The sequence below is a fragment of the Catenibacterium sp. GCM10023432 genome, assembly GCF_042651925.1.
Taxonomy (GTDB): Bacteria; Bacillota_I; Bacilli_A; order Erysipelotrichales; family Coprobacillaceae; genus Catenibacterium; species Catenibacterium mitsuoka.
In genome coordinates, this window is record NZ_JBHSEB010000106.1 from 1 (window position 1) to 24,366 (window position 24,366).

General features: G+C 31.8%; 24 protein-coding genes. 5 read left to right on the plus strand and 19 right to left on the minus strand.

Annotated features, from left to right (window positions below; genetic code table 11):
* A partial coding sequence (locus ACFOZZ_RS12655) for a peptidoglycan-binding protein (protein ID WP_376815375.1) occupies positions 1-628 on the minus strand: 628 nt, incomplete at its 3' end.
* A 298-nt stretch (positions 629-926) separates the two neighbouring features.
* On the opposite strand from ACFOZZ_RS12655, the gene ACFOZZ_RS12660 reads away from it, so the two are divergent.
* The gene (locus ACFOZZ_RS12660) at positions 927-1,436 is read left to right on the plus strand and encodes a hypothetical protein (protein ID WP_376815376.1); all 510 of its coding nucleotides are present in this window, start codon (positions 927-929) and stop codon (positions 1,434-1,436) included.
* A gap of 46 nt (positions 1,437-1,482) precedes the next feature.
* Here ACFOZZ_RS12660 and ACFOZZ_RS12665 read toward each other — a convergent pair whose 3' ends face one another.
* The 6 genes from ACFOZZ_RS12665 to rsmA all read right to left on the minus strand — a co-directional run bounded on the left by ACFOZZ_RS12665 (position 1,483) and on the right by rsmA (position 8,561).
* Positions 1,483-2,763 (minus strand): galactokinase, encoded by a 1,281-nt coding sequence (locus ACFOZZ_RS12665; RefSeq protein WP_376815377.1) that lies wholly within the window; start codon positions 2,761-2,763, stop codon positions 1,483-1,485.
* Positions 2,763-3,773 (minus strand): aldose epimerase family protein, encoded by a 1,011-nt coding sequence (locus ACFOZZ_RS12670; protein ID WP_376815378.1) that lies wholly within the window; start codon positions 3,771-3,773, stop codon positions 2,763-2,765. Before ACFOZZ_RS12670 ends, ACFOZZ_RS12665 begins: the two co-directional genes overlap by 1 nt.
* Before the next feature lie 672 nt (positions 3,774-4,445).
* Positions 4,446-5,396, minus strand: coding sequence for a ribose-phosphate diphosphokinase (locus tag ACFOZZ_RS12675; protein ID WP_278780757.1), 951 nt, complete (start codon positions 5,394-5,396; stop codon positions 4,446-4,448).
* 15 nt (positions 5,397-5,411) lie between these two features.
* A complete protein-coding gene (gene glmU, locus ACFOZZ_RS12680) occupies positions 5,412-6,809 on the minus strand; it encodes a bifunctional UDP-N-acetylglucosamine diphosphorylase/glucosamine-1-phosphate N-acetyltransferase GlmU (RefSeq protein WP_055234087.1) in 1,398 nt (465 codons plus the stop codon).
* Between the two features lie 70 nt (positions 6,810-6,879).
* Positions 6,880-7,746 carry a 4-(cytidine 5'-diphospho)-2-C-methyl-D-erythritol kinase gene (gene ispE / locus ACFOZZ_RS12685; RefSeq protein WP_376815379.1) on the minus strand — a complete coding sequence of 289 codons (867 nt, stop codon included), beginning with the start codon at positions 7,744-7,746 and terminating at the stop codon, positions 6,880-6,882.
* Positions 7,743-8,561, minus strand: coding sequence for a 16S rRNA (adenine(1518)-N(6)/adenine(1519)-N(6))-dimethyltransferase RsmA (gene rsmA, locus ACFOZZ_RS12690; protein ID WP_376815380.1), 819 nt, complete (start codon positions 8,559-8,561; stop codon positions 7,743-7,745). Before rsmA ends, ispE begins: the two co-directional genes overlap by 4 nt.
* Positions 8,562-8,645: 84 nt before the next feature.
* Here rsmA and ACFOZZ_RS12695 point away from each other — a divergent pair, with 84 nt between their 5' ends.
* On the plus strand, positions 8,646-9,143 hold the full coding sequence (locus tag ACFOZZ_RS12695; RefSeq protein ID WP_278860523.1) for a transcription repressor NadR: 498 nt from the start codon (positions 8,646-8,648) through the stop codon (positions 9,141-9,143).
* Between the two features lie 133 nt (positions 9,144-9,276).
* Here ACFOZZ_RS12695 and rnmV read toward each other — a convergent pair whose 3' ends face one another.
* From rnmV to ACFOZZ_RS12720, 5 genes are all read right to left on the minus strand, one after another.
* Positions 9,277-9,801 (minus strand): ribonuclease M5, encoded by a 525-nt coding sequence (gene rnmV, locus ACFOZZ_RS12700; protein ID WP_055234091.1) that lies wholly within the window; start codon positions 9,799-9,801, stop codon positions 9,277-9,279.
* A gap of 9 nt (positions 9,802-9,810) precedes the next feature.
* Positions 9,811-10,131 (minus strand): hypothetical protein, encoded by a 321-nt coding sequence (locus ACFOZZ_RS12705; protein ID WP_022424598.1) that lies wholly within the window; start codon positions 10,129-10,131, stop codon positions 9,811-9,813.
* 11 nt (positions 10,132-10,142) lie between these two features.
* On the minus strand, positions 10,143-14,369 hold the full coding sequence (locus ACFOZZ_RS12710) for a 2-hydroxyacyl-CoA dehydratase (RefSeq protein ID WP_278860522.1): 4,227 nt from the start codon (positions 14,367-14,369) through the stop codon (positions 10,143-10,145).
* A 258-nt stretch (positions 14,370-14,627) separates the two neighbouring features.
* Entirely contained in the window at positions 14,628-15,233 is a 606-nt protein-coding gene (locus ACFOZZ_RS12715) for a DUF1349 domain-containing protein (protein ID WP_202980019.1), read from the minus strand.
* Between the two features lie 101 nt (positions 15,234-15,334).
* The gene (locus ACFOZZ_RS12720; RefSeq protein ID WP_376815381.1) at positions 15,335-15,736 is read right to left on the minus strand and encodes a hypothetical protein; all 402 of its coding nucleotides are present in this window, start codon (positions 15,734-15,736) and stop codon (positions 15,335-15,337) included.
* Between the two features lie 521 nt (positions 15,737-16,257).
* Between ACFOZZ_RS12720 and ACFOZZ_RS12725 the strand changes: the two genes are divergently transcribed.
* A complete protein-coding gene (locus ACFOZZ_RS12725; protein ID WP_278860520.1) occupies positions 16,258-16,422 on the plus strand; it encodes a hypothetical protein in 165 nt (54 codons plus the stop codon).
* A gap of 42 nt (positions 16,423-16,464) precedes the next feature.
* Here the strand turns inward: ACFOZZ_RS12725 and ACFOZZ_RS12730 are convergent, their stop codons facing one another.
* The 4 genes from ACFOZZ_RS12730 to ACFOZZ_RS12745 form a co-directional block, all read right to left on the minus strand.
* Complete coding sequence (locus ACFOZZ_RS12730) at positions 16,465-17,112, minus strand: YggS family pyridoxal phosphate-dependent enzyme (protein WP_187114820.1); 648 nt, start codon at positions 17,110-17,112, stop codon at positions 16,465-16,467.
* A gap of 21 nt (positions 17,113-17,133) precedes the next feature.
* Positions 17,134-17,715, minus strand: coding sequence for a DUF3793 family protein (locus ACFOZZ_RS12735; RefSeq protein ID WP_055234095.1), 582 nt, complete (start codon positions 17,713-17,715; stop codon positions 17,134-17,136).
* 1 nt (position 17,716) lies between these two features.
* On the minus strand, positions 17,717-18,061 hold the full coding sequence (gene nrdI, locus ACFOZZ_RS12740; protein ID WP_055234096.1) for a class Ib ribonucleoside-diphosphate reductase assembly flavoprotein NrdI: 345 nt from the start codon (positions 18,059-18,061) through the stop codon (positions 17,717-17,719).
* A gap of 538 nt (positions 18,062-18,599) precedes the next feature.
* Positions 18,600-19,484, minus strand: a complete 885-nt coding sequence (locus ACFOZZ_RS12745; protein ID WP_376815382.1) for a hypothetical protein — start codon at positions 19,482-19,484, stop codon at positions 18,600-18,602.
* A gap of 154 nt (positions 19,485-19,638) precedes the next feature.
* Here ACFOZZ_RS12745 and ACFOZZ_RS12750 point away from each other — a divergent pair, with 154 nt between their 5' ends.
* On the plus strand, positions 19,639-19,761 hold the full coding sequence (locus ACFOZZ_RS12750; protein ID WP_279067369.1) for a hypothetical protein: 123 nt from the start codon (positions 19,639-19,641) through the stop codon (positions 19,759-19,761).
* Between the two features lie 701 nt (positions 19,762-20,462).
* Here ACFOZZ_RS12750 and ACFOZZ_RS12755 read toward each other — a convergent pair.
* From ACFOZZ_RS12755 to ACFOZZ_RS12765, 3 genes are all read right to left on the minus strand, one after another.
* Positions 20,463-21,305, minus strand: coding sequence for an ATP-binding cassette domain-containing protein (locus ACFOZZ_RS12755; RefSeq protein ID WP_279067368.1), 843 nt, complete (start codon positions 21,303-21,305; stop codon positions 20,463-20,465).
* A 79-nt stretch (positions 21,306-21,384) separates the two neighbouring features.
* Positions 21,385-21,774, minus strand: coding sequence for a hypothetical protein (locus ACFOZZ_RS12760; protein WP_376815383.1), 390 nt, complete (start codon positions 21,772-21,774; stop codon positions 21,385-21,387).
* Between the two features lie 42 nt (positions 21,775-21,816).
* Positions 21,817-23,793, minus strand: coding sequence for a hypothetical protein (locus tag ACFOZZ_RS12765; RefSeq protein WP_320803831.1), 1,977 nt, complete (start codon positions 23,791-23,793; stop codon positions 21,817-21,819).
* Between the two features lie 163 nt (positions 23,794-23,956).
* On the opposite strand from ACFOZZ_RS12765, the gene ACFOZZ_RS12770 reads away from it, so the two are divergent.
* Complete coding sequence (locus ACFOZZ_RS12770; protein ID WP_055234043.1) at positions 23,957-24,292, plus strand: PadR family transcriptional regulator; 336 nt, start codon at positions 23,957-23,959, stop codon at positions 24,290-24,292.
* Positions 24,293-24,366: the final 74 nt, after the last annotated feature.

Here is a 24,366-nt window from a genome sequence, read left to right on the forward strand (position 1 = left end):
GATCACCAAAATTTCTTTTATCAATACTGCCAATAAAACTTGTATAAATACCTTCAGCAGCCTGTAGTGCTGCAATTAATGCATAAGAAGTAAATCTTGAGACAACACCATCACATGGACCTAGACCAATGATATCAGACCAGTCTGTATTCAGCTGCTGCTGGATTTTTACAATCGTCTTATCTCCAGCATTTGTCTTTTTAAACCAGTTGATTGATACTAGTCCCATCCAAACTTTCCAGTCAATGATGCCTGTTACTGGAAGTCCTGCATCTTCCTGGTACTGCTTTACAGCATTCACTCCAGCCGTATAATAAACTCCTGTAATTCCTCCAGCATTATACCCCTTTACAAACAATGCACACTGCAGAATGCATACATTTGGATTTCCTGGATCATTAGCATTCATTTTGGAAATATCACTTAAAGATCTCATTTTATTTAAAGTGATATTTCCTACTGTTCCTGTTACTGGAGAGATTCCATTTTCAATCTGAAAGGCTCTGATAATCCCCTTGCATGTACCTGTACCAGTCAAGCCGTCCTCATCCAGCTTTACCCATTCAGAACGATGACCATACATGCTGTTTAAATATTTCTGTGCCTTTCTAACATTTTCATCTGCCATTATTACTATCCTCCTATTTTGTTAACTACTATACGTAGAATTCATACCGGTATTCTTTCTACATTTTTATCATACATTCATTCAGAAGCACCATTGTGCCTTTCGCATTTCATTAATATAAGCTATCAAATGAAATTGCTCCTGTTACTTTACCGTTTACTACAATTACTACTCTATCACCTTTGATTTGAATCACTTTATATTGATCATAATCAGTAATATATATCATCACTATTTGGTGCAATTAATACTTATCCATGTTAAAATTTAATATGTTATAAATAGCGAGGTATCGAAAATGGAAATATTAACTGTCAAAAATAATAAATTGGATTATCCAACTCTCAAAAAAGTCATCTTTCACTTCTTTCCCACATTCTTTACATTATTCCTAATAGTTGCATTCTGTCTTTCATGGATTACTTTGTTTATGAATCTATCTGCAGGACATATTATTTACAGTGTAATAAGTGTTATTAATTTAATACTTATATGTTCTCAACCAAGAATGCTATCAAAAATAATCATAAAAAATCGTAATAAGTCACTCCAGACAGATGAATATATCTATGACTTGGTCTTTTATGAAGATAAACTAACTACAGTGGTAGACTCAGTAGAAAATAAAGCTTCCATAAAATATACGAATATAAAAAACATAATAGAAACTAAAGATGTCGTATTATTCACAAGTAAAGCAGGCTTTAAAATCTATTTTGAAAAGAAGAATGCCAGCATTGAAGATATTGAGAGATTACATGCATTTTTTGATAAGCAGAACATCACATGGAGAAAATCAATTCTATAGTAAAGAAAACCTCTTTGATTCTCATATCAAAGAGGTTTTCTAATGCTTATAATTCTACTTTCTTACCGCCATACTTTCTTACTTTAAGAATATGACAAGACCCTTCACCAAAATACTTTTCAATTTCATTCTTATATGTTTCTACATAATCATCTTCTACAAAGGCCTGGATCGTACCTGCAAATCCTCCACCATGTACTCTACATACACCTTTATTACCTAGGATATCTTCAGATAAGCCTAAGGCAATAGAAACAGCCTGATTTGTTTCATCATGGTTAGAATAGATATTCTGTAAGTATTTATAAGAACTGTCTCCTGATGATTTGATGACTGACTTGAATGTATCAAAGTCATTGTTCTTTAAGGCAGATACTGCTTTTTCTACTCTTGCATCTTCCTTAAAGAAGTGTAATGCACGGATGACACAGCGGTCACTCATCTTTTCACGTAATTCAGGAATATGTGCTTTAAATTCTTCTTCTGATACTTCTCTTAAGAATTCTTTTCCAAAGAAGTGTGCTACTTCCTTCATTTCTGTAGGAATGGCAGCATAATCATCAGTTAAGTCTGCATGAGATGCATGAACATCTACAATACATAAACTATGATGGAATGAAGAGAAATCAACATCTACTTTTTCTACAACAGGATGATCATTGTCTTTAAAGTCAATATGAATAAGAGCACCTACTGAACTTGCACACTGGTCCATTAATCCACATGGTTTACCAAAATATACGTTTTCAGTATACTGACCAATCTGTGCAATCAATACTGGACTTACTGTCATATCATTATATAAACCTGATAATACAGTACCAATCATGACTTCAAATGCTGCTGATGAAGAAAGACCAGACCCCTGTAATACTTCACTTGTCATATAAGCTTCAAAACCACCAATATGAAGACCTAATTCCTTAAAGCGTGCAAGAGTACCTCTAATTAATCCTTCTGAAGTACCTTCTTCTTCAGCTTTCTTTTCTAAGTCATCTAAAGCTACAGCCTTTAAGTCATAATCATCAGATAATACCTTAATTTCACCATCTCTAGGTGCTGTAATCGCAATAATATCTAAGTTAATTGCAGCAGCTAATACTTCACCATGCTGGTGGTCTGTATGGTTACCAGATACTTCACTTCTACCTGGTGCTGAGAATACTTCTACTTCCTTATCACCATAAAGTGAAATAAACTTTTCAATAGCTGCAATATATCTTTCTTTCTGAGCATCTAATAAAGACTCATCTACATAAATATCAGTTAATAAAGCATCTGCCTGACCATTTCTAATATCTTCAATAATCTGTGTTGCAAGTTTCATTATTTAATTACCTCTAAACAATAAGATGTCTGTGCATCAAATGTTTCTCCCCTTCTTAAAATAGTGCTTGGATTCTTTTCAATATGAATAGCGTCTGGTAAGTTCTGTGTTTCAATACATACTGCATCTCTCGCATTATAAGGTTCACCATTCTTACCAATACGTCCATCTAGATAGTTTGCGGTATAGATCTGTGCTCCTGGTAAAGTAGTAGATACTGTTAATCTTCTACCACTTTCTTCATCTTCTAATACAACCTGGTTCTTATCTGTAGTAAAGAAGAAATGATGGTCAAAACCATTACCAAGTTTTAATTGTGGATGATCTACTTCTACACGTTCACCAATCTTTGCAGGTATTCTAAAGTCAAATGGAGTACCTTCTACAGCTTCCTTTTCACCTGTAGCAAGACCATCTGCATCTACATGTTCATAATAATCAGCATCAATCTTTAAAGTGTGATTATAGATATTGTGTTTATGTCCTGATAAGTTGAAATATGAATGGTTAGTAATATTAATTAAAGTATCCTTATCACTCGTAGCATGATAAGAAATAGTTAATGTAGTACCCTCTAAATGATAAGTAGCACTAAAATCCATATTACCTGGATAACCTTCTTCTCCATCCTTTGCATGATAAGCAAACTTAATAGTATAATCATCTAAGATTTCATAATCAAAGATCTGATAACTAAATCCTTTAATACCACCATGTAAGCTATTAGGACCATTATTAATAGGTAAATGATATGTTTCACCATTTAATTCAAATGTTCCTTTTCCAATTCTATTCGCAACTCTACCTACTAATGCACCTAGATAACCATCTAGAGTCTGATATTGATTAAAGTCATCATAACCTAATACAACATCACCTTTTACTCCATTCTTATCTTCAACAATCATCTTAATAATAGTACAACCAAATGTTGAGACAACTACTTCCATCTCTTCATTCTTTAATGATAAATTTTCAATATTTCCAATTTTTTCTATTACTTCTATCACATTTATTCACCTCATCTTCGGAAACATAGATAATTCATACCTATTACTTAATATATTTTATCATGTTATGAATAATTATGTATACGCTTTCCAGAAAAAGTGATGAATTAACAGACTATTTTATTAACCAGTATTTTTTAAAATGGACACTGTTGAATGGACACTATAGAAAAGTAGATTTATTTTGTAAAGTGGAGCCCCTTTTAAGGACATTAAATAAAAAAGCACTTAATTAGAAATGAAAATATCCTCTAGGTGTATAAACCTTGAGGATGTTTTTACATACTATGTTTTTAATGCACTTTTTCCAATTCACTACTTGTTTCAGATCTAGTTTGATATCGTCCTCCTTGAAAGGGGGGGGTGATATATTTTGGCTTTCGAGTTTTTCATTACCGTCATGGCAGGTGTTCTTACTTATTACATTTGCAAATGGTTAGACGAATTTTTTAAACGATAACTAGCCTAGTGTTAAACCACTATAAAAGTTAGAAAAGGTAAGGATCTGCCAATCCTTACCTTTTCGTTTGATATATTTTGGTTTCCGACTTCAAATGAAGTTTAACACTTAACCTCAATATAATCAAGTCGTCACATATAGAAACTAGCGCAGTTTATTTTTTTCACTTCATATATTTAGTCTAAAAAAGGACTCGTGATGAGTCCTCTACATTAACAATCATACTGAGTGAATACGTCACTAACTGGTAAATCGTTTTCGATGTTTTCAATTGTATGTGCAAGTAATCCTGCAACAGATACAGAAACAAGCTTATCAAATTTCTTTTCTTGTGGAATTTCGATAGTGTTAGTAATAACAACTTCTTTTGCCGCACAAGTAGATAATCTTTCAATAGCAGGTCCAGAAAGTACACCGTGAGTACATGCAATATATACATCCTTAGCACCTTTCTGTTTTAACATATCAACACCAGCTGTAATAGTACCAGCTGTATCAATCATATCATCAATTAAGATACAGTTCTTACCTTCAACATTACCGATGATACCCATAACTTCAGCAACGTTTGGTTTAGGTCTTCTCTTATCGATGATAGCGATAGGACAATCAAATGCTTCAGACATCTTACGAGCTCTAGTAGCTCCTCCGTGGTCAGGTGATACAACACATAAATCCTGAACCTTCTTCTTACGGAAGTATTTGATTAATAGTGGTAAAGCCTGCATTTCATCTACTGGAATATCAAAGAATCCCTGAATCTGAGCTGCATGTAAGTCAACAGTTACAACACGGTTAACACCAGCTGTAGTTAATAAATCTGCAACTAACTTAGAAGTGATTGGCTGTCTAGGTTTAGCTTTACGATCCTGTCTAGCATATCCGAAATATGGAATAACTGCAGTAATTTCACGAGCAGAAGCACGTTTTAAAGCATCAGTTAATACTAAGATTTCCATTAAGTTTTCAGTTACTGGATTAGAAGTAGACTGAACAATGAATACGTCCTTACCACGAACAGATTCACCGATTTCACATAAGATTTCACCATCTGCGAAGTGATGAACTTTGCAGTCTCCAACCTTAGTACCTAAAATGCTTGCGATATCCTGAGCTAATTTCTTGCTTGAAGATAAAGAAAATACTGTAATTTTGTTTCTCATATGTGTCCCCTTTTTTTATTTCTTGTTTCTTTCGTTATAAATCTTCATACGTTTTTCTTCTAAAACCTTTGCATAGCCAGGTTTATTCACCTGTCTAGCACGTGCGATAGACATTGCACCATCTTCTACATTTTCTGTTACAGTAGATCCAGCCGCAACAAATGCGCCTTCACCAACAGTCACTGGTGCAACTAAATTTGAATTACATCCAATAAATGCATTGTTTCCAATAACAGTCATTGACTTATTCTTACCGTCATAATTGCTTGTGATAGTACCACAACCAATATTAACGCCATCGCCTACTTTAGCATCACCGATATAAGTAAGATGAGCAGACTTGCTTCCCTTACCAAAATCAGCTTTCTTCATTTCCACAAAGTTACCAATGTGTACATTCTCTCTAATATGACAATTAGTTCTTAGTCTTGCATAAGGACCAATATCAGTACCGCTTTCTACAACAGAATCGCTTAATACTGAGAACTTGATTTCCACATTATCCTTAATATCTACATCTGTAAATTCACAATAAGGACCAATATGACAGTGGGCCCCTATAGTAGTATGTCCCTTGATAATACAACCTGGTTCAATGATTGTATCTTTACCAATCACAACATCAGTACCAATATATGTGTTATCAGTATCTACAATAGTTACGCCATTTAATAACCAGTTCTTATTTACTCTCTTCTGAAGTAACTTAGTTGCTTCAGCAAGCTGAACACGGTCATTAATGCCTCCTACTTCACTGAAATCCTGAATCTTATAGCCATCAACCTTCTTGCCTTCTTCATTCATGATTCCAATTAAATCTGTAATATAATACTCACCCTGAGCATTGTTGTTTGTTACTTTCTTTAAAGCTTCAAACATTGATTTGTTATCAAAACAGTATTCACCTACGTTCATCTCAGTGATATCCATCTGAGATTCCTGTAAGTCTTTGAATTCTACAATTCCTGTTACCTGGCCATCTTCCTTAATAATACGACCAAATGGAAGTGACAAGTCACAATCACATGTCATTACAGTACCACTATTCTTACCATTCATATGATAATCAATAAGTCCCTGTAATGTCTCTGCAGTAATTAAAGGTGCATCACCATTTAATACAAGAGTGATTCCTTCTTTATCCCCTAGAACACTTTCTGCCATCATGACAGCATGTCCAGAGCCTTTCTGCTCTTCCTGTAAGACAGTAGTGACGTCGTTATCTAACAAAGCCTTGACCTGGTCAGCCCCATGTCCAACAACAACGACTGTTTCTGCGATATCTAACTTCTTTAATTCATCCACCACATGATTGATCATTGGTTTATATAAAACTTCATGAACAACCTTAGGTGCATCTGACTTCATACGAGTACCTTTACCCGCAGCTAAGACAACTGCATAAACTTTCATCGACATATCTCCTTTTTTTCCCTTACATTCTAGCAAAATTCAATTCAAAATAAAAGAGAAAAGGCGCAAGTTATCCCTTTTTCCTTTTCTCTGGATAGTAAATCTGTGTTTTTATTGCAAAACTATATTTCTTTTTAAAATATGGAAGCACTTTATCAATTAATTCAGGATCTTGAGTCATACCAAAAACAGATGAACCACTACCTGACATAAGAGCACCATCAAAACCAAAGTTCATCATATCATCCTTAATATACTGGATATCCTGTACCATCTTAATAGAAGGAGCTTCTAAAGTATTACCTAAACAATCTACAACACCCTGATAATCATTCTTTTCAATTGCATGCTTCATTAAATCAATATCTGGATGAACAGCAGTTTCTATATCTAAATCATCAAAACATTTCTTTGTAGAAACACCTTTCTTAGGTTTTACAATCAATAAATGACAATTAAAACGTGAACGATCAATAAAATGTAGATTTTCACCAATACCACCTACAACCGCAATACGATTCCATACACAAAATGGAATATCTGCACCAATCTCTTTACCCATTTCACACATATCCTGATAAGACATACGTAAATGGAATAAACTGTTCATTGCACGGAAGATGGCAGCACCATCGGCACTTCCTCCACCCATTCCAGCTTGAGAGGGAATATGCTTATAACAGTGGATTCTTACACCACTTTGGATATCAAACTTCTTGATTAATGCATCTGCTACCTTATACATAATGTTACGTTCATCAGTAGGTACACGGTATGTGTTTGTAGTAATTTCTATACCTTTTTCAATAGGATCAATAAGAATCAAATCATGAAGACCAATAGGAGCCATAATCATATTTAATTCATGATATCCATCTTCTCTTTCACTTACTACATCTAATGCAAGGTTTATTTTCGCATAAGCACGAATCTTCATAGTGTATGACCCCTTTCTAGTATTCTTATATAGTCATCAATGTTTAATTCCTCAGCACGTTTATTGACAGGAATACCACATGATTCTAATAATTCTTTTGTTTGATCATGATATAAAGACTTTAAGTTATTATAGAGTGTTTTTCTTTTTGCGGTATAACTTGCCTCAATAAGATCAATCAATTCCTGTGATATAACACGTTCTTTATGAATAGAAATAACAGCACTATCTACATGAGGTGCTGGCATGAATACATGTCTAGGCACATTCAATTCATATTGAACATCTCCTACATAATCAATCATCATCTTTAAAGGACTCTTTTCTTCAGAACAGAGTTTTAGTGCGACTTCCTTTTGTACCATAGCGACTAAACGATTAATAGGTGTAGAAGAAGATACAATCTTTGTGATGATTTTAGAAGTAATATAATAAGGAAGATTTGTGACAACACAGATATCCTTATAGTCCTTTAGTTTATTACATGCTTCTTCTAAATCAGCTTTCATAAAGTCCTGGAAGATGATTTCCACATTATCATGTCCTTCTAAAGAGAATGATAATACTTCCTTTAAACGTTCATCTATTTCAAAGCATAATATTTTACCAGCTTTATTAGAGAGCTGTTCTGTAAGAGCACCTATACCAGGTCCTATTTCAATAACTGCTGTCTCCTTATCCAGCGAAGCATGATCTGCGATACTTTGAATAATACCTGGATCTACTAAGAAGTTCTGTCCATATTTCTTAGAAGGCTTTAAGTTAAATTTATTTAATATGAATTCTGTATTTGATTTTTTTGCGATATTTTCCATATCATTTATTATATAGGATATGTAAAGAAAAGACCATTGAGTTCCCTGAAAAATTCTTCTATAATGGTCGAAAAGGTGATGTATATGGATAGAAAAACAAGAATAATGGAAATAATAAGTAGTAGTGATAAACCTGTTTCAGCAAGTAAAATTGCGAAAGAATTAGGTGTTTCTAGACAGATTATTGTAGGAGATGTTGCATTACTAAGAGCATCGGGAGAAGATATTACTGCAACACCTAGAGGATATATATTAGAAACAAATAGAAGTAATCATTATACAATTGCAGTAAAGCATAATAATGATCAATTAGAAGAAGAATTAAATACTATTGTAGATTTAGGTGGTAAGGTTGAAGATGTAATAGTAGAACATCCTCTTTATGGAGAAATCAAAGGAAATCTTCATATATATTCACGTTATGATGTATCTAAGTTCATGTCTGCAGTAAAGGATCATGATATCGCACCTCTTTCTCTATTAACAGATGGTGTTCACTTGCATACAATTACAGCACCTGATGAAGAAACATTAGAACGTATTAAAGAAGCACTGGATGAAAAGCATATATTATTAAAATAATAGGTTTTTAATTTCATCTTTAAAGAAATAGATAAATAATGTGTTTCCAACAAATGGTAAAACTAACTTAAAACATAATATTGTAGGTAGTGAATAAATTGAATATACATAAAAAAGAGTCAGCAGATAATGTCTACTGACTCTTTAATGCTTTAAGTACTTCTTCTTTTGTAATACCCATCATATTCAGTCTCTTAAATAATGCTTTCGCATTACCATAACCTAAATGAAAGGCATCATAGACCTGTAGTCTTCTCTTCTTATTTCCTAATACATCTAGATCAATAAATTCATCCCATGAAATAGATTCTTCAGCATCACTAAATGTGACTGCATTCTCTAATGCTTCAATAATTGCATCATGCCTTGCTTCCGCAATACCAAGTTTCTTCACACCCTTGGCATCTTTTTTTGCGACAAAGGCATGCTTCGCATTAGGAACAGCCTGAATGACTTTATTTCTAATCTGTGTACCAGGATAATCAGGGTCTGTTAAGACAATGACGCCACGTGTCTGGGCAGCAGTTTTAATGAGAGATAGAATATCTTCGTTGATTCCTGACCCAGATGTTTCAATTGTATCTACATCAAATAACTGTTTAAGTGTTGCTGTATCTGTTTTACCTTCTACTACAACAACTTCTTTAATCTTTCTCACAATAGTCTCCTAACTCAGTAAGTCAATCATACGTTCTATTGTACGCTTGACATCTCCCTGATCATAATAATAATCGAAATCTTTCTCAACCATTACAGTGAGTATAAGGCAGCATGTATCATAATCAGCCTGTGAAAGGGTTATACCCTTCACAGGTTTCTTTTTATACTTGTAGTCGCCTAATTCTTGTAATACACGTCTATATATTACAGGGTTATTCTTACAGGCTAATTTCTTTAATACAGAAATCTTATTATAATTCAGTTTTGATCTTATAAAGCCTAGAATAGCCCTACCTCGCGAGGGCGGGGTGGAATGTCCATCTTCCATATCTTCCTCCACTATTTAGATGATTCCATATTCTTAAATGCTGTTGATAACATCAATTTAATACGGTTAACCTGGTTTGTTTCACTAGCCCCTGGATCGTAATCAATCGCAACGATGTTAGACTGTGGATATTTTCTTCTTAATGCCTTAATGACACCCTTACCTGTTACATGGTTAGGTAAGCAGGCAAATGGCTGCATACATACAATATTTGGTGCACCTTCATCAATGAGTTCAATCATTTCACCCGTTAAGAACCATCCTTCACCTGTCTGGTTACCAATAGAAACAACTTCACTTGCTTTCTTCGCAATTTGATCAATAGGATGTGGTGCATCAAAACGATTTGATGCTTCTAATGCCTTAATCATATCTTTTCTTAAGAAGTCTACGAGTTTAATCGCTACATTACATAACTTAGCTGATTTCCAGCTTGCATCATAATGTTCATGTTCATACTGAGTATTGTAGAAACAATACTGGAAGAAGTCAATTAAATCTGGCATAACTGCTTCTGCGCCTTCTTCTTCAATAGTCTTTACAATCTCATTATTGGCAGTAGGGTGGAATTTTACAAGGATTTCTCCTACAAGACCTACTCTAGGTTTCTTAATATCTAGAAGTGGTAATTCATCAAATTCCTTTACAATCTGATAAACGTTCTTCTTGAATTCCTTCATAGAACCATTTTCAACGTTTTCTTTACACTTTTCTACCCATGATTCATATAATTCATTAGCTGAACCTTTCACCTTTTCATACGGTCTGACACGATATAAGACTCTCATGAATAAGTCACCATACATAGCCCCAATAATAACCTTCTTAGCCACCTTATAAGTAATCTTAAAGCCTGGGTTAGATTCTAATCCCTGTAAGTTTGCTGAAATAACAGGTACATAATCCATATGTGCATCCTTTAATGCTTTTCTAATAAACGCAATATAGTTTGTTGCACGGCATCCCCCACCTGTCTGTGAGATGATCAATGCCACCTTATGAGGATCATACTTACCCGAATTCAGGGCATTCATCATCTGACCTGCTACTAAGATACTTGGGTAACATGCATCATTATTGACATACTTTAATCCCTGGTCTACAGCTTCTTTATCTACTGAAGGTAATACCACAAAGTTATAACCTTCAGAATTCATTGCAGTCTCTACAAACTGGAAATGAATAGGAGACATCTGAGGACATAAAATAGTCCATCTATCATCCTTCATTTCTTGTGTGAATGATACTTTTTCAGATTCATATTTATTTTCTAAGTGTACAGTATTGTCTTTCTTCTTTACTGTTGCTTTAAGTGATCTAATACGGATTCTGATTGGTCCTAAGTTAGAGGCTTCATCAATCTTAATAAGTGTATAAATCTTACCTCTTGCCTGTAATAATTCAGCCACCTGATCACTTGTAACTGCATCTAATCCACATCCAAATGATGTTAACTGGATAAGTTCAAGATCTGGCTGAGTTGTTACGAACTCTGCAGCACGATAGAGTCTAGAATGATATGTCCACTGGTCTACTACACGTAAATCTAAGTTTTCTTTATTTAAATTACATACAGAATCTTCTGTTAATACACAGAAACCTTCACTTGTAATTAAGCTGGCAATACCATGATTGATTTCTGGATCCACATGATAAGGACGTCCTGCAAGGACAATACCCTTCTTATGGTTTTTATGCATCCATTCCAATGCTTCCTGACCCTTAACTTCAATATCTTTTCTTGCACGTGCTAATTCCTGATAAGCCTTATCAATCGCATTATGCATTTCTTTATCTGAAATATCATATTCAGCTAAAGATTCCTTCATTACCTTAAATAATGTTTTAGGGTTATTTAAAGATAGGAATGGGTTCTTATATTTCACGTTGTGTTCTTCTAAGCTGTCTACATTGTTTCTAATAACTTCTGGATAAGAAGCAACAACTGGACAGTTATAGTTATTACCTGCATCTTCATATTCTTTTCTTTCATATGCTACTGATGGATAGAAGATAAAAGGAATACCTCTTTCAATTAGGTTTTCAATATGTCCATGAGAAATCTTTGCTGGATAACAGGCATTTTCTGATGGAATAGATTCTATTCCCTTTTCATAAATCTTCTTAGAAGATCTTGCTGATAAAACAACTCTAAAGCCTAACTGAGTAAAGAATGTATGCCAGAATGGATAGTTCTCATACATATTAAGTACTCTAGGAATACCGACTTCTCCTCTTCTTGCATCATCTTTAGAAAGTGATTTATAACCAAAGATGCGACCATATTTATAATCATAGAGGTTAGGTAACTTCTTAGATGTCATTGGAAGGTTGGCTCCTCTTTCACATCTATTACCTGAAATATATTCTCTACCATCATTGAATGATGTAATAGTTAACATACAGTTATTTGTACACTTACCACAGTTTCTAATCTTTGTATCATAGTCAAGTGCTTCTATTTCTTCTAATGAAAGGATAGTAGAAGGTTCATTGTCATCATTTTCAATCGCAATACGGGCCATACCATAAGCACCCATTAATCCTGCGATATCAGGTCTTACTACTTCAATACCTGTTTCTTTTTCAAATGCACGTAATACAGCTTCGTTATAGAAAGTACCTCCCTGTACAACAACATGCTTACCAATATCTTCTTTACTTCTTAGTTTAATAACTTTAAATAACGCATTCTTGATAACTGAATAAGATAAACCTGCACTGATATCTTCTACTGAAGCACCTTCTTTTTGTGCCTGTTTTACCTTTGAGTTCATGAATACTGTACATCTAGAACCTAAATCAATAGGGTGTTTAGACTTTAATGCAAGTTCTGCGAATTCTTCAATCTTATAACCTAATGATTTTGCAAATGTCTCTAAGAATGAACCACATCCTGCAGAACATGCTTCATTTAATGAAATGTTCTGAATGACGTTATCTCTAATAGTAATAGCCTTCATATCCTGACCACCAATATCAAGAATAAAATCTACATCAGGTTCATAGGCTTTTGCGGCAGTATAATGGGCAATTGTTTCTACTTCACCAATATCCACCTTTAAAGCAGCTTTAATAAGGGCTTCACCATAACCAGTAACACCGGCTTTCGCAATATAACATCCTTCTGGAAGCATCTGATAAATTTCCTTCATCAGACTCATGATCAACTGTAATGGATTTCCTTCATTAGAACTATAGAAAGAATATAAAATAGCACCCTGTTCATCAGTCATGATGATCTTAGATGTTGTAGAACCGACATCGATACCTAAGAATACTTTACCTTTATATTTCTTAAGTGTTCTTTTCTTGGTGATATGAGTAAAGTGTCTTTCTCTGAATTCTTTTAATTCTGCTTCATCATTAAATAATGGTTCTAAGACATTTGTAAGTTCTGTAGGGGAGTCTGAAAGACCTTCTAAGTCTTCAATAATCTTAGAGATATTTAATGGACTTTCTACCTTTTCTTTCGCATTTAAACATGCACCCATAGCAACAAATAGCTGTGAGTTCTGTGGGAAGATGATTTCATCTTCAGTTAAACCTAATGTTTCAATAAAACGTTCTCTTAACTGATCCATGAAATAAAGTGGACCACCTAAAAATGCAACATTCCCTCTAATAGGTTTACCACAGGCAAGACCAGAAATAGTCTGATTGACGACTGCCTGGAAAATAGATACCGCAATATCTTCTTTAGATACACCTTCATTAATTAAAGGCTGAATATCTGTTTTCGCAAAGACACCACAACGTGATGCGATAGGATAGATTGTCTTATAGTTTTTCGCATATTCATTTAAACCAGCAGCATCAGTCTTTAATAAAGTAGCCATCTGGTCAATAAATGCCCCAGTACCTCCTGCACAAGTACCGTTCATACGCTGTTCAAGCTGTCCTTCAAAATAAGTGATCTTGGCATCTTCTCCACCAAGCTCTATAACAACATCAGTTTGTGGAATATATGTTTCTACTGTCTTTGTACATGCAATAACTTCCTGTATAAAAGAAATACCAAGCTTATCTGCAAGAGATAAACCTCCTGAACCAGTCATAACAGGATACAAATCAATATCACCCATCTGGTTCTTTACTTCAATTAATAACTCATAGATTGTTTTTCTAACATCTGAGAAATGTCTTGTGTACTTAGAAAACAAGCATTTATCATTCTCATCTGTCAAATAGAGTTTTACAGTTGTAGATCCTACATCAATTCCTAAATAATATTTCATATTTCCACATCCTTCTCTTTTTTTGTGTATTATATCGAACCTATATTAAACGAATTTTAAGAAATAATCTAGTTCTTTGCATAATAAAATCACAAAATATAATGATAAATACACAAATTTTAACTATTTGTAAGGAAAAGTACAAGGCTTATCTCAGTAACATGAGGATTAATCTTAAAATATAAAAAAGGAGGAAAACAGGACTGAAATTCTTCCTTAACATCCTCCTCTTCATCATTTCTATACAATACCAATCACTTAGTCTGGCTGCTGACCATCATGTGCCTGCCACTGACATTCCATAATCTGCATATGCTTGAATACAGCTTTAAAAGATGATTCTTCGGGTGAGCAGGCATATACTCCAAAGCGAATCTTATCTCCACCTTCATGAAGATGGCAAACACGCATTTGAGAAAACTTCACACCATCTACTGAACACTCTATACAATAATCATCTTCTCTTCTACTTAAGCGATACCACATTTTCTTTACATCTGCACGAATTTCTGTGGTTGCCCAATCTGAATAACCATGGTTAGTTACAACACTTCCAAGGTGCTGAAAGTCTTTATTCTCATATTCTATAGAACCCTTTAACCAATTCTCACTGTCTAAATAGAGTACAACCCCGCACTGATCAAATCTTGTATGACTATCCACAAAATCTGTTTCTACGACAAAACTGAAGTATTTTTCATCTGTTTCCATCTGCAGAACAGGTGCATTATCATTTCTAAAATGATAATAAGTTCTCTGCCATAAATCTGTATGTGGCTCTGTGACAATCTCAATCCTGCTGTCTGTGATTGTGGATTCTTTTGGCTCACGAATCCACTTGAAATTCTTAATATCAATACTCATCCTTCATATCCTCCATAGATTTCATATATTCATTTCCCAATATAATTATACCTAAAAGAAAAGTTTTTCACTATTTTTACACTATCCGTCTATTCATTATCTCACTTTTCTATATCCTTAATATTAGGGATAGAGCCTAATTCAAATTCATCACTATAATACTCTCCATTACAACATTGAACAGTTCCATTAAACCCCTTATGAAATAAAGTATTCATTAAACTTTGTACCTGCTTTGCAGTATCATCACTCATAGAACCATCAAAATACAACATTAACTCAATCTTCGTATCCTTATCATGAATAAACTTATAATAATCTTTGATAAATCCTTTACGCTTATTACATTTTGCACCCTGTACATCATATTTCATTGTGCTAGAAATCGTATTTCTTATATCCTCCAGCAATTCCTCATAATGATATCCCTTTGATGCATCCGTCTCTAATGTCTTATTCTTAATATCATATTCAACACCAAATTCGTACTTCTCATCTTTCACATATACAGTCGCATAAAAAACACCTTCATCAGGCGTCCCATAATCAGAGTAATATAGCTTATCATCAAGGTAACGGCTATACTTCTTATTTATTATTTTCTCTACATATTCTGCAACTTCTTGATCATTCTTGAATTCACCTGAATATTTATCATTCTAACAACCTGGTATAAGCATTACAGAAACAAGCACTAAAACAGCTAATATACGTTTCATCATACCTGTATCCTCCATATCTTTATTATAACAGCAGGATATGATGAAATCGGTAAAATATAATTTCTATAAAATTTTCATCAATCTAACGCCTTTCTATTTCTGTTACTATATAATATATCGATACAACGAAAGGGATATAACGCTTATGGACTATCTAGACTTTAGTAAAAAAAATGAAGACACAAATCATGAATACTTACTTCTCTTTCAAGAAGATCTTGAAAATGCAGCTAAAAACATCTACAATCATCTATCTAATGCAGATTTGTTCATTAGTGATTTTTTAGGTTATTCGCAAATGTATGTGGTCTACTCCTTCAACTGTTAAAACAACTGCCACAAGTTTAAAGAAATTCTATAAAAGTATGGCAGAACATGGAAAGATAGAGAAGAAAGATTATGATCATGTGTGTCATGATATCAAGGAATCTTGTGAGTCATATAATAATCCACATTTACCATTCTAAACACAAATTCCTAGAAACATATGTTTCTAGGGATGTTTTTAATTATTCATCAAATAATGCATGACCAAGTCTTACCATTGTACTTCCTTCTGCAACCGCAATAGGGAAGTCATGTGTCATACCCATTGATAGTTCAGTTAATTGATAGTTAGGATAAGATTCCTGCAGTTTAGTTAATAGGTCTTTAGTTGCTTTAAAATATTGTCTTGTTTCTTCTACTTCAATATTAGGAGCCATCATCATTAATCCTCTAGGATTTAAATGAGGTTTATCTTTTAAGTAGTCCATAACTTCATTCATTTCTTCTTCATTAAAGCCATGTTTAGATTCTTCTTTCGCAATATTAACCTGTAATAAGATATCCATAACGAGATCATGTTTAGCTGCCTGTTTCTCTATTTCATCAATTAATCTATAGTTTGCGACAGAATGAATCATCTGTACCTTATCAATAATATACTTTACTTTATTGGTCTGTAATGTACCAATAAAATGCCATACACCTTTTCCATGGTAATCTTCATACTTCTTCAAGAAGTCCTGTACCTTATTTTCACCATAGATCATAACACCGCATTCTTCTAGCTTTTCTACTTCTTTTTCATCAATATATTTAGTTGCTGCAACAAGCTTCGCTGGTTTAACAGCTTCTAATAATCTTTTAGTTTCTGCTTCATTTACTCTCATCATTTATAACCACCCCAGAAAATATTATAATTCATTTAAGGTAAAAGAAAAAGGCTGATTATCAGCCTGATTAAGGATTTGTAATAAAGAATAGCCCTGCTCATAAAGGAGTATGAATTCTTTTCTACAACAGTCAAATTGTTTAAAGAGACTTTCTTTCTCACGTTTATTTTCATATACCTTCCAATAGCCACAACATTGACACTTCTTATGATGTACAAACCCCCATACATCAGCAAGTGGATAACCCAAAAATAACCCTATTTCGTGTGGATATTGACTCATCTCAAGACGTTTCTCTAGATGAGATAGAATATCATGATCAGGATAATCATATTGTTTCAGAAAGGATTGAATGTCTTTGTTAGTCATTAAGTATTTGAGTGAGGAAGGCAGATATACATATACTGTATAACGACCATGAGAGAAAAAGAGATTTATTCGTAATCCTTGAAGGTTAAGAATCTGATCATAATATTCTACAAGTTCATGAACATCTGAATATCTATTATCAAGATGAAACATACTACCTAGCTTACGCTTGATCAAGGTAGGTGTGCAATGCGTAAGAAGAAGATGTTCAAATTGATGATATCCTAAGGTCATATTAAAGTAACTCTTTGATGGCTTCTACATCTTCATCAGTACCATCATTTTCTACTTTGTAAAGACATGGAACATGATAATCTTCACTGATCTTATCACCAGCTAAACAATAAGCTTCACCATATCCTGTATCACCAGAAGCAATAACACCTTTAATAGATGGATTGTTTTCTAAGAAGTCTGATACTTCATAAGGAACATCTCCAAAACCATCTGTATAAGTAAATAAGATATAGTCTTCAGAGACTTTTTCTGTACCATCTTCAATATGTAATGCGTCTGTAATACCTAGTTTTCCAATTAATGCTTCTACATTTCCAGTTCTTGATGCATAGACTACTTTCATTGTTGACCTCCTAGTTAGTTCTTACTAACTATCTATAGGTTAGCATAAACTAACTATATAATCAAGTGTTTTTGTAAAATAAAAAGACTGTTGAATTCAACAGCCTCATATTGCAAATAAAGTATACCAATAATAGAAGTAATCGTGATTGGTATTTCCCCGTGTATTAATTCTTTTTCTTATGCAGAAGATACATAGTTATTACAACTATAGCACAGGCAGTGTATACGCTAAAAAGCACATTATAAAATTCAAAATCCTGCCATGCATTAAATACATACATGAATATCTCTAAATTAATTAGAGTTAGTATATGACATCCATAGGTTACTAAAAAGAATAAAAATATTATCATCAATAATTTCTTTATTTAATTACCCATAATCAACAGGTGAATCCAATTAATGAAATTAATTTTACACATAAATGCCAAGAAAATTGAAACTATCATTTCTTAATTTGACAGTTACCTGTGGAATGTGGGTATTCAAATTTCTTTAATATATTCACTTTATTTTCTCCTTATAATTCATTAAGATTATGAACAAGTCACAACGCCACCACTTTTTTCAGGATACCCTATATGGCGAGATCTCTTTGTGAGTACTATTCCTGCAGAAGACATACCTCTAGATATACTAATTCCAAATCCTGTTGGAACTATAGATGATTTATGACTATATAAGTAACGCACATTGAAATATTTTAATTTTCCACTTACTACTCCTGTTATAGAAAAAGATCCCTTATACAAACACGCATAGTATTGATCACCATTTATTCTTAAAGGAAATGACCATCCGTATGAACCAATAACATCTTGATCACCTTTATTAATTGCTGACTTCGTCCATGTTTTTACACTCTTAGAGGATTTGAATTCCTTGTATTTTAATGAAGAAGTAACGGATGAAACTTCCTTAAAAATATGATTATTATCTGCTTCATATGCCATCGCAAAAGCATCATTTCCATAATCTTTAGGTGTTCCGTTCCAGCTAAAGCTTACTGTTGCTTTTACAGTAGACAATCCTGTTTTCGCATCATAACTTAATATATTCTTCTTAATGCTAAACTTGATTTTTGAAGAGGCTTTTACAGACATTTCCTCTGTTCCATCATAATTCTTTATCGCATCAATTTGATAATTTGTATACTTATATCTTTTCAATTCCTCTCTTGATTTACCTTTTAATTCATAAATGTGATTTTTAAAACGATCAATATCTTTTCCTGCTTTATTTAACTTCACTGCATTACTATGAGTTTCAGACAGCATGTATCTAGATTTAGTTATATTGTATTCATTTTTTAAAAGAAGATATTGATTAATAACTGTATTATCTAAAGCAGACACTTCAGTATTAGCTAACGATACTGCACAAGCAGCAACTAAAAAAGAAAGCACAATTAATTTTTTCATATCTTAACACTCCATTTTTAGCACAAATGTAAACGCTTACTGCATTTAAATACTATCATGGCACCTGTATCTCTGTCAACAACTGTATAGTTTTCCTATATATCGTCCAACAAATATATTCATGTTACTATTTCTATGGAGGAAATAGTATTAAGTGAAATACCCTGATCCATTAGCTGAAAGTGCAGGACAAGGCGGTTCATCATCGTTTAGTGGTGCAGTTAGCAATATAGGTGGTGCACTTTATGCGATTGATGGTGCTGTTGCTTGCGAATAATCATGATCAGGCTAAATCGGAATTATTAGTCAGCTACGCCATAATAATCACTAGATTGTTAATTATATTTTTTCTCAAATATTCTTCCAACAACAGTGCATATAACAGCGATTATTGTATGAGATACAAAATAATATTTAGGTATATATTCTATAGATCTATTAATAAGAATAATATTTCCAATACAGGGATTTAAAAATATATAAGTAAAAATAAACAAATAACAAATTATTACCATAAGTCCAATTAATGACGATGAACTTATCCTTGATATAAAATAATAAAAAGATGAAATAATTAAACATTGAAACATAAAAATCATTATATAAGAGATAAATGAATCTATTTTTGTAATAATAAGCAAATATAATGGCAAAAATATCATTTGTATAATTATAAAATCAATTATTACATAAATATATTTCGGAGTACGATCAATAGTATATATAATTTCATTAAAATCTTTTTCTACATAAAATCTAAACATAAATGATTGTATGATTATATAAATTAGTAAAATATTTTTTTGTAAGAAATTAAAGCATAGCATCTGGGGATCGCTTTGTAATACATTACTATAAGAAATTTCTGACAAACAAAGTGGCAACATAATAAAATTGATTAATATAAAGAATGCCAAATAAAGCCATTTATATTTCTTTAATACAAAAGTCATTAATTTTAAATAATCTAATAACATATCAATCATCCTGATTTAAATATATATATGCATCCTCCATGCAAGGAGTAATATCTTGTAAGAAATCGTAATTTAACCTATTTGAAGCAATAACTCTATATGTGTTTTCACTTATTTTAATTGATGCAATTCTTTCCTTGATTTTACTAAGATTTTCTCGTGAACATAAATATATTTTTCCTTTAGCAATATCAATAAATTGAGAGCTTGAACCATTAAATTTTATCTGTCCGTTTTTAAAAAATATGATTTCTGGAGATAACGAACTTATATCATCAATAATATGAGTAGAAAAAATAATTGGAATATCTAATTGAATAGATTTAATAATTTCCATAAATCTCATTCTTTCGTCAGGATCCAAACCAACAACCGGTTCATCTAAAATAATAACATCTGGACTTCCTAATAATGTCTGTGCTATTCCTAATCTTCTAATCATCCCTCCAGATAAATTTTTGCATTTCACATCCTTGTTTTCCCATAAATTAACTTCCACTAATACTTTTTTAATCTCATTTGAATAAACCTTTTTATTAATCTTTTTCATTATTGCAAAGTATTCTAATTGTTCATATACAGTGAACTCTTTGAACGCATTAAATTCTTGTGATAAATACCCAAATTTCACTTTTTTATAATCGATAATTTTATCATTTTGATAAAATATCACTTCTCCTTGAGTAGGTTCTATAAGTCCAGTAATAATACGCATTAATGTGCTTTTACCACTTCCATTGTGGCCAATAAATGCATATATTTTATTATCAAACTCAAAATTCAAATGACTTAAAACTTCTTTGTTTTTATACTTCTTTGTTATATTTTTTAAAACAATCTTCATAATGTACCTCCCTTCTTAAACATAGAGGAGATATAAAATATATCTCCCCAAAAAAACTTATACAATAAAAGACAATTAATTATTTTAATTGTACATAACCATTCCCTTTTGTTGAATTGACAGAAGAGAATACTTTTATATAGAATCTTGATGTTTTAGATTGAAAAACAGTTGTACTACTAGAACCACCACTATGCTTTACAATAAAGCTCCCTTCAAGAGTATATGGATACATGCTGCCTTTCCACCCAGCCATACATGAGACATTAGCTCCACCTTTTGAATCAGCAGCTGTCTTAAAATAATAATATGCTTTCATTCCATAATCAGTTGGATCACTAGATGCTGAAGCACTTCCTACTTTAATAGAAACTGGTTCTTTCTTTAAATGCATTGCAGATACAGATGTAATTCCGCATGTAGCAATAAATAATCCAACAAATATTTTAGTTAATACTTTTCTTTTCATTTTCTTCTCCTTTTCTTTTTTTATTATTGCATAAGCTTTTTATCAATTAAAAATCCTATAACCCAATTCTTTCAAATAATTATCTAAACCTTTATTCTTTATATTTTCTTTTATTCTATTTTTTAGTGATTGATATTTGTTGATCATATCTTTATCCGTTTCATTATCTAGACATTCAAGCTGATTATCTATCTCATGATAGATTGCATCTATATAATCTTGACTATTTTCTGTCAAAGGTATGTTAGCCAAAATATCCTTATAAAACATATCAATATCAGAGTGATAAATGTAATATTTCATTATTTGTTGATTATCAACAAATCCAGCATTAGATATAATAAGATAATCATCAAACTCTGCATAATTACCTAATTCACAGTTTCTAATTGTATTCGCAATTGTAATTATTTTTTTATTTTCAAATATTGGTTTGATATGAAAAGTATTATGAATTCTTTTTTCAAATTTATTTAAATAATTATTTCTTGTATTAGAAAACTTTTCATAATTCATTTCATTTGTTAGAAATAGAGGATAATAATTTTCAAACATATTATCCTTTTTAATTACTTGATTCCCACCAATAATTGTCAAACTATCACTTTTTCCAGAAAAAATATTTTTATTCTTATTGACTAGATTGCATAGTATAGAGTAATTACTTTTAACTGATACGTTATACATACACTTTCTATTTCTGATATATGGATTATATCCATATATTGTATTGTTTGATTTTTCAAACATACAATACAACTGCTTTTCACCTGCCATCGGATACCATGCAAAATATCCAGGTAATAAAACTGCCTGATTATTTGAATATAAATTAGGATGATAACCTGAATATTTGATTTCAATATTAGTATTTTTTATTGGCTTATTAAATTCTATATGGATAAAATCACCATTTTGAGCATATGATTTTAAATCATTACTATTCAAACTCCTGATTTTATAATTTCTATATAGTGTAAAGTCAAATTCTTTTTGAGGCTGTTTAGAAATAAGTTTCATATTTGCATCAACATTCAATTTATGATTAATATTTACATCTAAATCATATTTATCAATATAATATGATATTTCTTTTTCTTTTTTGTAATCACAACCAGTATTTTTGATATTATAGAAAACACTTTGAAAAACACCGTAATAATTAATATCACTTCGTCCTTGATCCCATTTTTCGTTAGTTCTTCCTAAGCTTTGAGGTATATATATTGATGAAAAAAGAAGAACTACAGCTAATGAAGAAATAAGTAATCTTGGTTTAGACTTATAAATATTCTTTCTTTTAACAATAACCAAGGATAGTAGTATCCAAAAAATATCAGCACATATTTTATACAATTCATTTTGTAATCCATATAAATAGTCTACTGCCCAATTTGAATTCTGATAAAAAACTGCAAATGGCAAAGAAATATAATTAATAATTTGATCAATAGGAATTAAAGGTTTTTCAATCCAAACGAGATTTTCAGTTAAAGGACTAAATAGAAGTACTGATAATACAAACAATATCATAGAATAATACTTATTTTCTAATGAGGATATCGCTATCGTTAAACAAATCATTACTAATTGTGGCATAAAAACATTTAAAAAGTATGATGACAAAAATAAATCGATAATTGTATTAAGCTGATTATTTATAAAAGCATTTATAAATAACATTGAGATGATAACTATATTTAATAATCCAAATAATAACAAAACAACTATTGTACTATATTGAAGATACTTATTTTCAGTATTATCAACAGCTAATAAAGTTTCTTCAAGTTTATTTTTTTTAGCACTTCTTAAATAAAGAAATACCATAACACAAAATAAAATATTTACATAAATAATAAATCGTGCTACTAGATAAAACAAAAAAATAGTATCAACTTTTTTCAATATATAAAACAACATCCCAAAAAAGCAGAATATAAAATTAGTTATATATAAACCAAAAAAACTCTTTTCTCTTATAAACAATTTAAAATGCATTTTTAATAAATCATTCATTTCTTAACCACCTTTTAATCCCTCTCCTTAGTTTTGATAATGTAATCGCTTTCTATATTTAAATACTATCATGCTGCCTATATCTTCGTCAACAACTATATAGTTTTTCTATATATTGTCTAACAAATATATTTATGATACTATTTTCTATGGAGGAAGCACTATGCCAAAAAAGAATAATAACTTCTTTAAGTTAGAAATGTTATTTCTCAAGATTCTTTCAATAAGAGATTGTTATGGGTATGAGATCACTCATTCAATTAAAGAACTTACAAATGGTAAGATAGATATCAAAGAAGGAAGTATGTATCCTGTTCTTTATAAGTTTGAAGATCTAGGCTATATATCAAGTGAGAAAAAGCTTGTTGGAAAGAGAATGACAAGAATATATTATCATTTGGAGCCATCTGGAAAAGCGTACCTAGAGGGCATATATAAAGAATATAAAGAGATGACAAGTATTATTGATACATTTATGGAGGAAGAGCATGACTTATAATAAGAACGTTAAAAAGTATATTAAACAATGTAAGTATCTATTTACTTCTTATGGTAAATCTGAAAAAGAATATA

Bases quoted from the DNA above. Each gene is read 5' to 3' on its own strand.
- ACFOZZ_RS12660 (WP_376815376.1), top strand. From the start codon at position 927: ATGGAAATATTAACTGTCAAAAATAATAAATTGGATTATCCAACTCTC.
- ACFOZZ_RS12665 (WP_376815377.1), bottom strand. From the start codon at position 2,763: ATGAAACTTGCAACACAGATTATTGAAGATATTAGAAATGGTCAGGCA.
- ACFOZZ_RS12675 (WP_278780757.1), bottom strand. From the start codon at position 5,396: ATGAGAAACAAAATTACAGTATTTTCTTTATCTTCAAGCAAGAAATTA.
- glmU (WP_055234087.1), bottom strand. From the start codon at position 6,809: ATGAAAGTTTATGCAGTTGTCTTAGCTGCGGGTAAAGGTACTCGTATG.
- ispE (WP_376815379.1), bottom strand. From the start codon at position 7,746: ATGAAGATTCGTGCTTATGCGAAAATAAACCTTGCATTAGATGTAGTA.
- rsmA (WP_376815380.1), bottom strand. From the start codon at position 8,561: ATGGAAAATATCGCAAAAAAATCAAATACAGAATTCATATTAAATAAA.
- ACFOZZ_RS12695 (WP_278860523.1), top strand. From the start codon at position 8,646: ATGGATAGAAAAACAAGAATAATGGAAATAATAAGTAGTAGTGATAAA.
- ACFOZZ_RS12705 (WP_022424598.1), bottom strand. From the start codon at position 10,131: ATGGAAGATGGACATTCCACCCCGCCCTCGCGAGGTAGGGCTATTCTA.
- ACFOZZ_RS12710 (WP_278860522.1), bottom strand. From the start codon at position 14,369: ATGAAATATTATTTAGGAATTGATGTAGGATCTACAACTGTAAAACTC.
- ACFOZZ_RS12715 (WP_202980019.1), bottom strand. From the start codon at position 15,233: ATGAGTATTGATATTAAGAATTTCAAGTGGATTCGTGAGCCAAAAGAA.
- ACFOZZ_RS12725 (WP_278860520.1), top strand. From the start codon at position 16,258: ATGTGGTCTACTCCTTCAACTGTTAAAACAACTGCCACAAGTTTAAAG.
- ACFOZZ_RS12730 (WP_187114820.1), bottom strand. From the start codon at position 17,112: ATGATGAGAGTAAATGAAGCAGAAACTAAAAGATTATTAGAAGCTGTT.
- ACFOZZ_RS12735 (WP_055234095.1), bottom strand. From the start codon at position 17,715: ATGACCTTAGGATATCATCAATTTGAACATCTTCTTCTTACGCATTGC.
- nrdI (WP_055234096.1), bottom strand. From the start codon at position 18,061: ATGAAAGTAGTCTATGCATCAAGAACTGGAAATGTAGAAGCATTAATT.
- ACFOZZ_RS12745 (WP_376815382.1), bottom strand. From the start codon at position 19,484: ATGAAAAAATTAATTGTGCTTTCTTTTTTAGTTGCTGCTTGTGCAGTA.
- ACFOZZ_RS12755 (WP_279067368.1), bottom strand. From the start codon at position 21,305: ATGAAGATTGTTTTAAAAAATATAACAAAGAAGTATAAAAACAAAGAA.
- ACFOZZ_RS12760 (WP_376815383.1), bottom strand. From the start codon at position 21,774: ATGAAAAGAAAAGTATTAACTAAAATATTTGTTGGATTATTTATTGCT.
- ACFOZZ_RS12765 (WP_320803831.1), bottom strand. From the start codon at position 23,793: ATGAATGATTTATTAAAAATGCATTTTAAATTGTTTATAAGAGAAAAG.
- ACFOZZ_RS12770 (WP_055234043.1), top strand. From the start codon at position 23,957: ATGCCAAAAAAGAATAATAACTTCTTTAAGTTAGAAATGTTATTTCTC.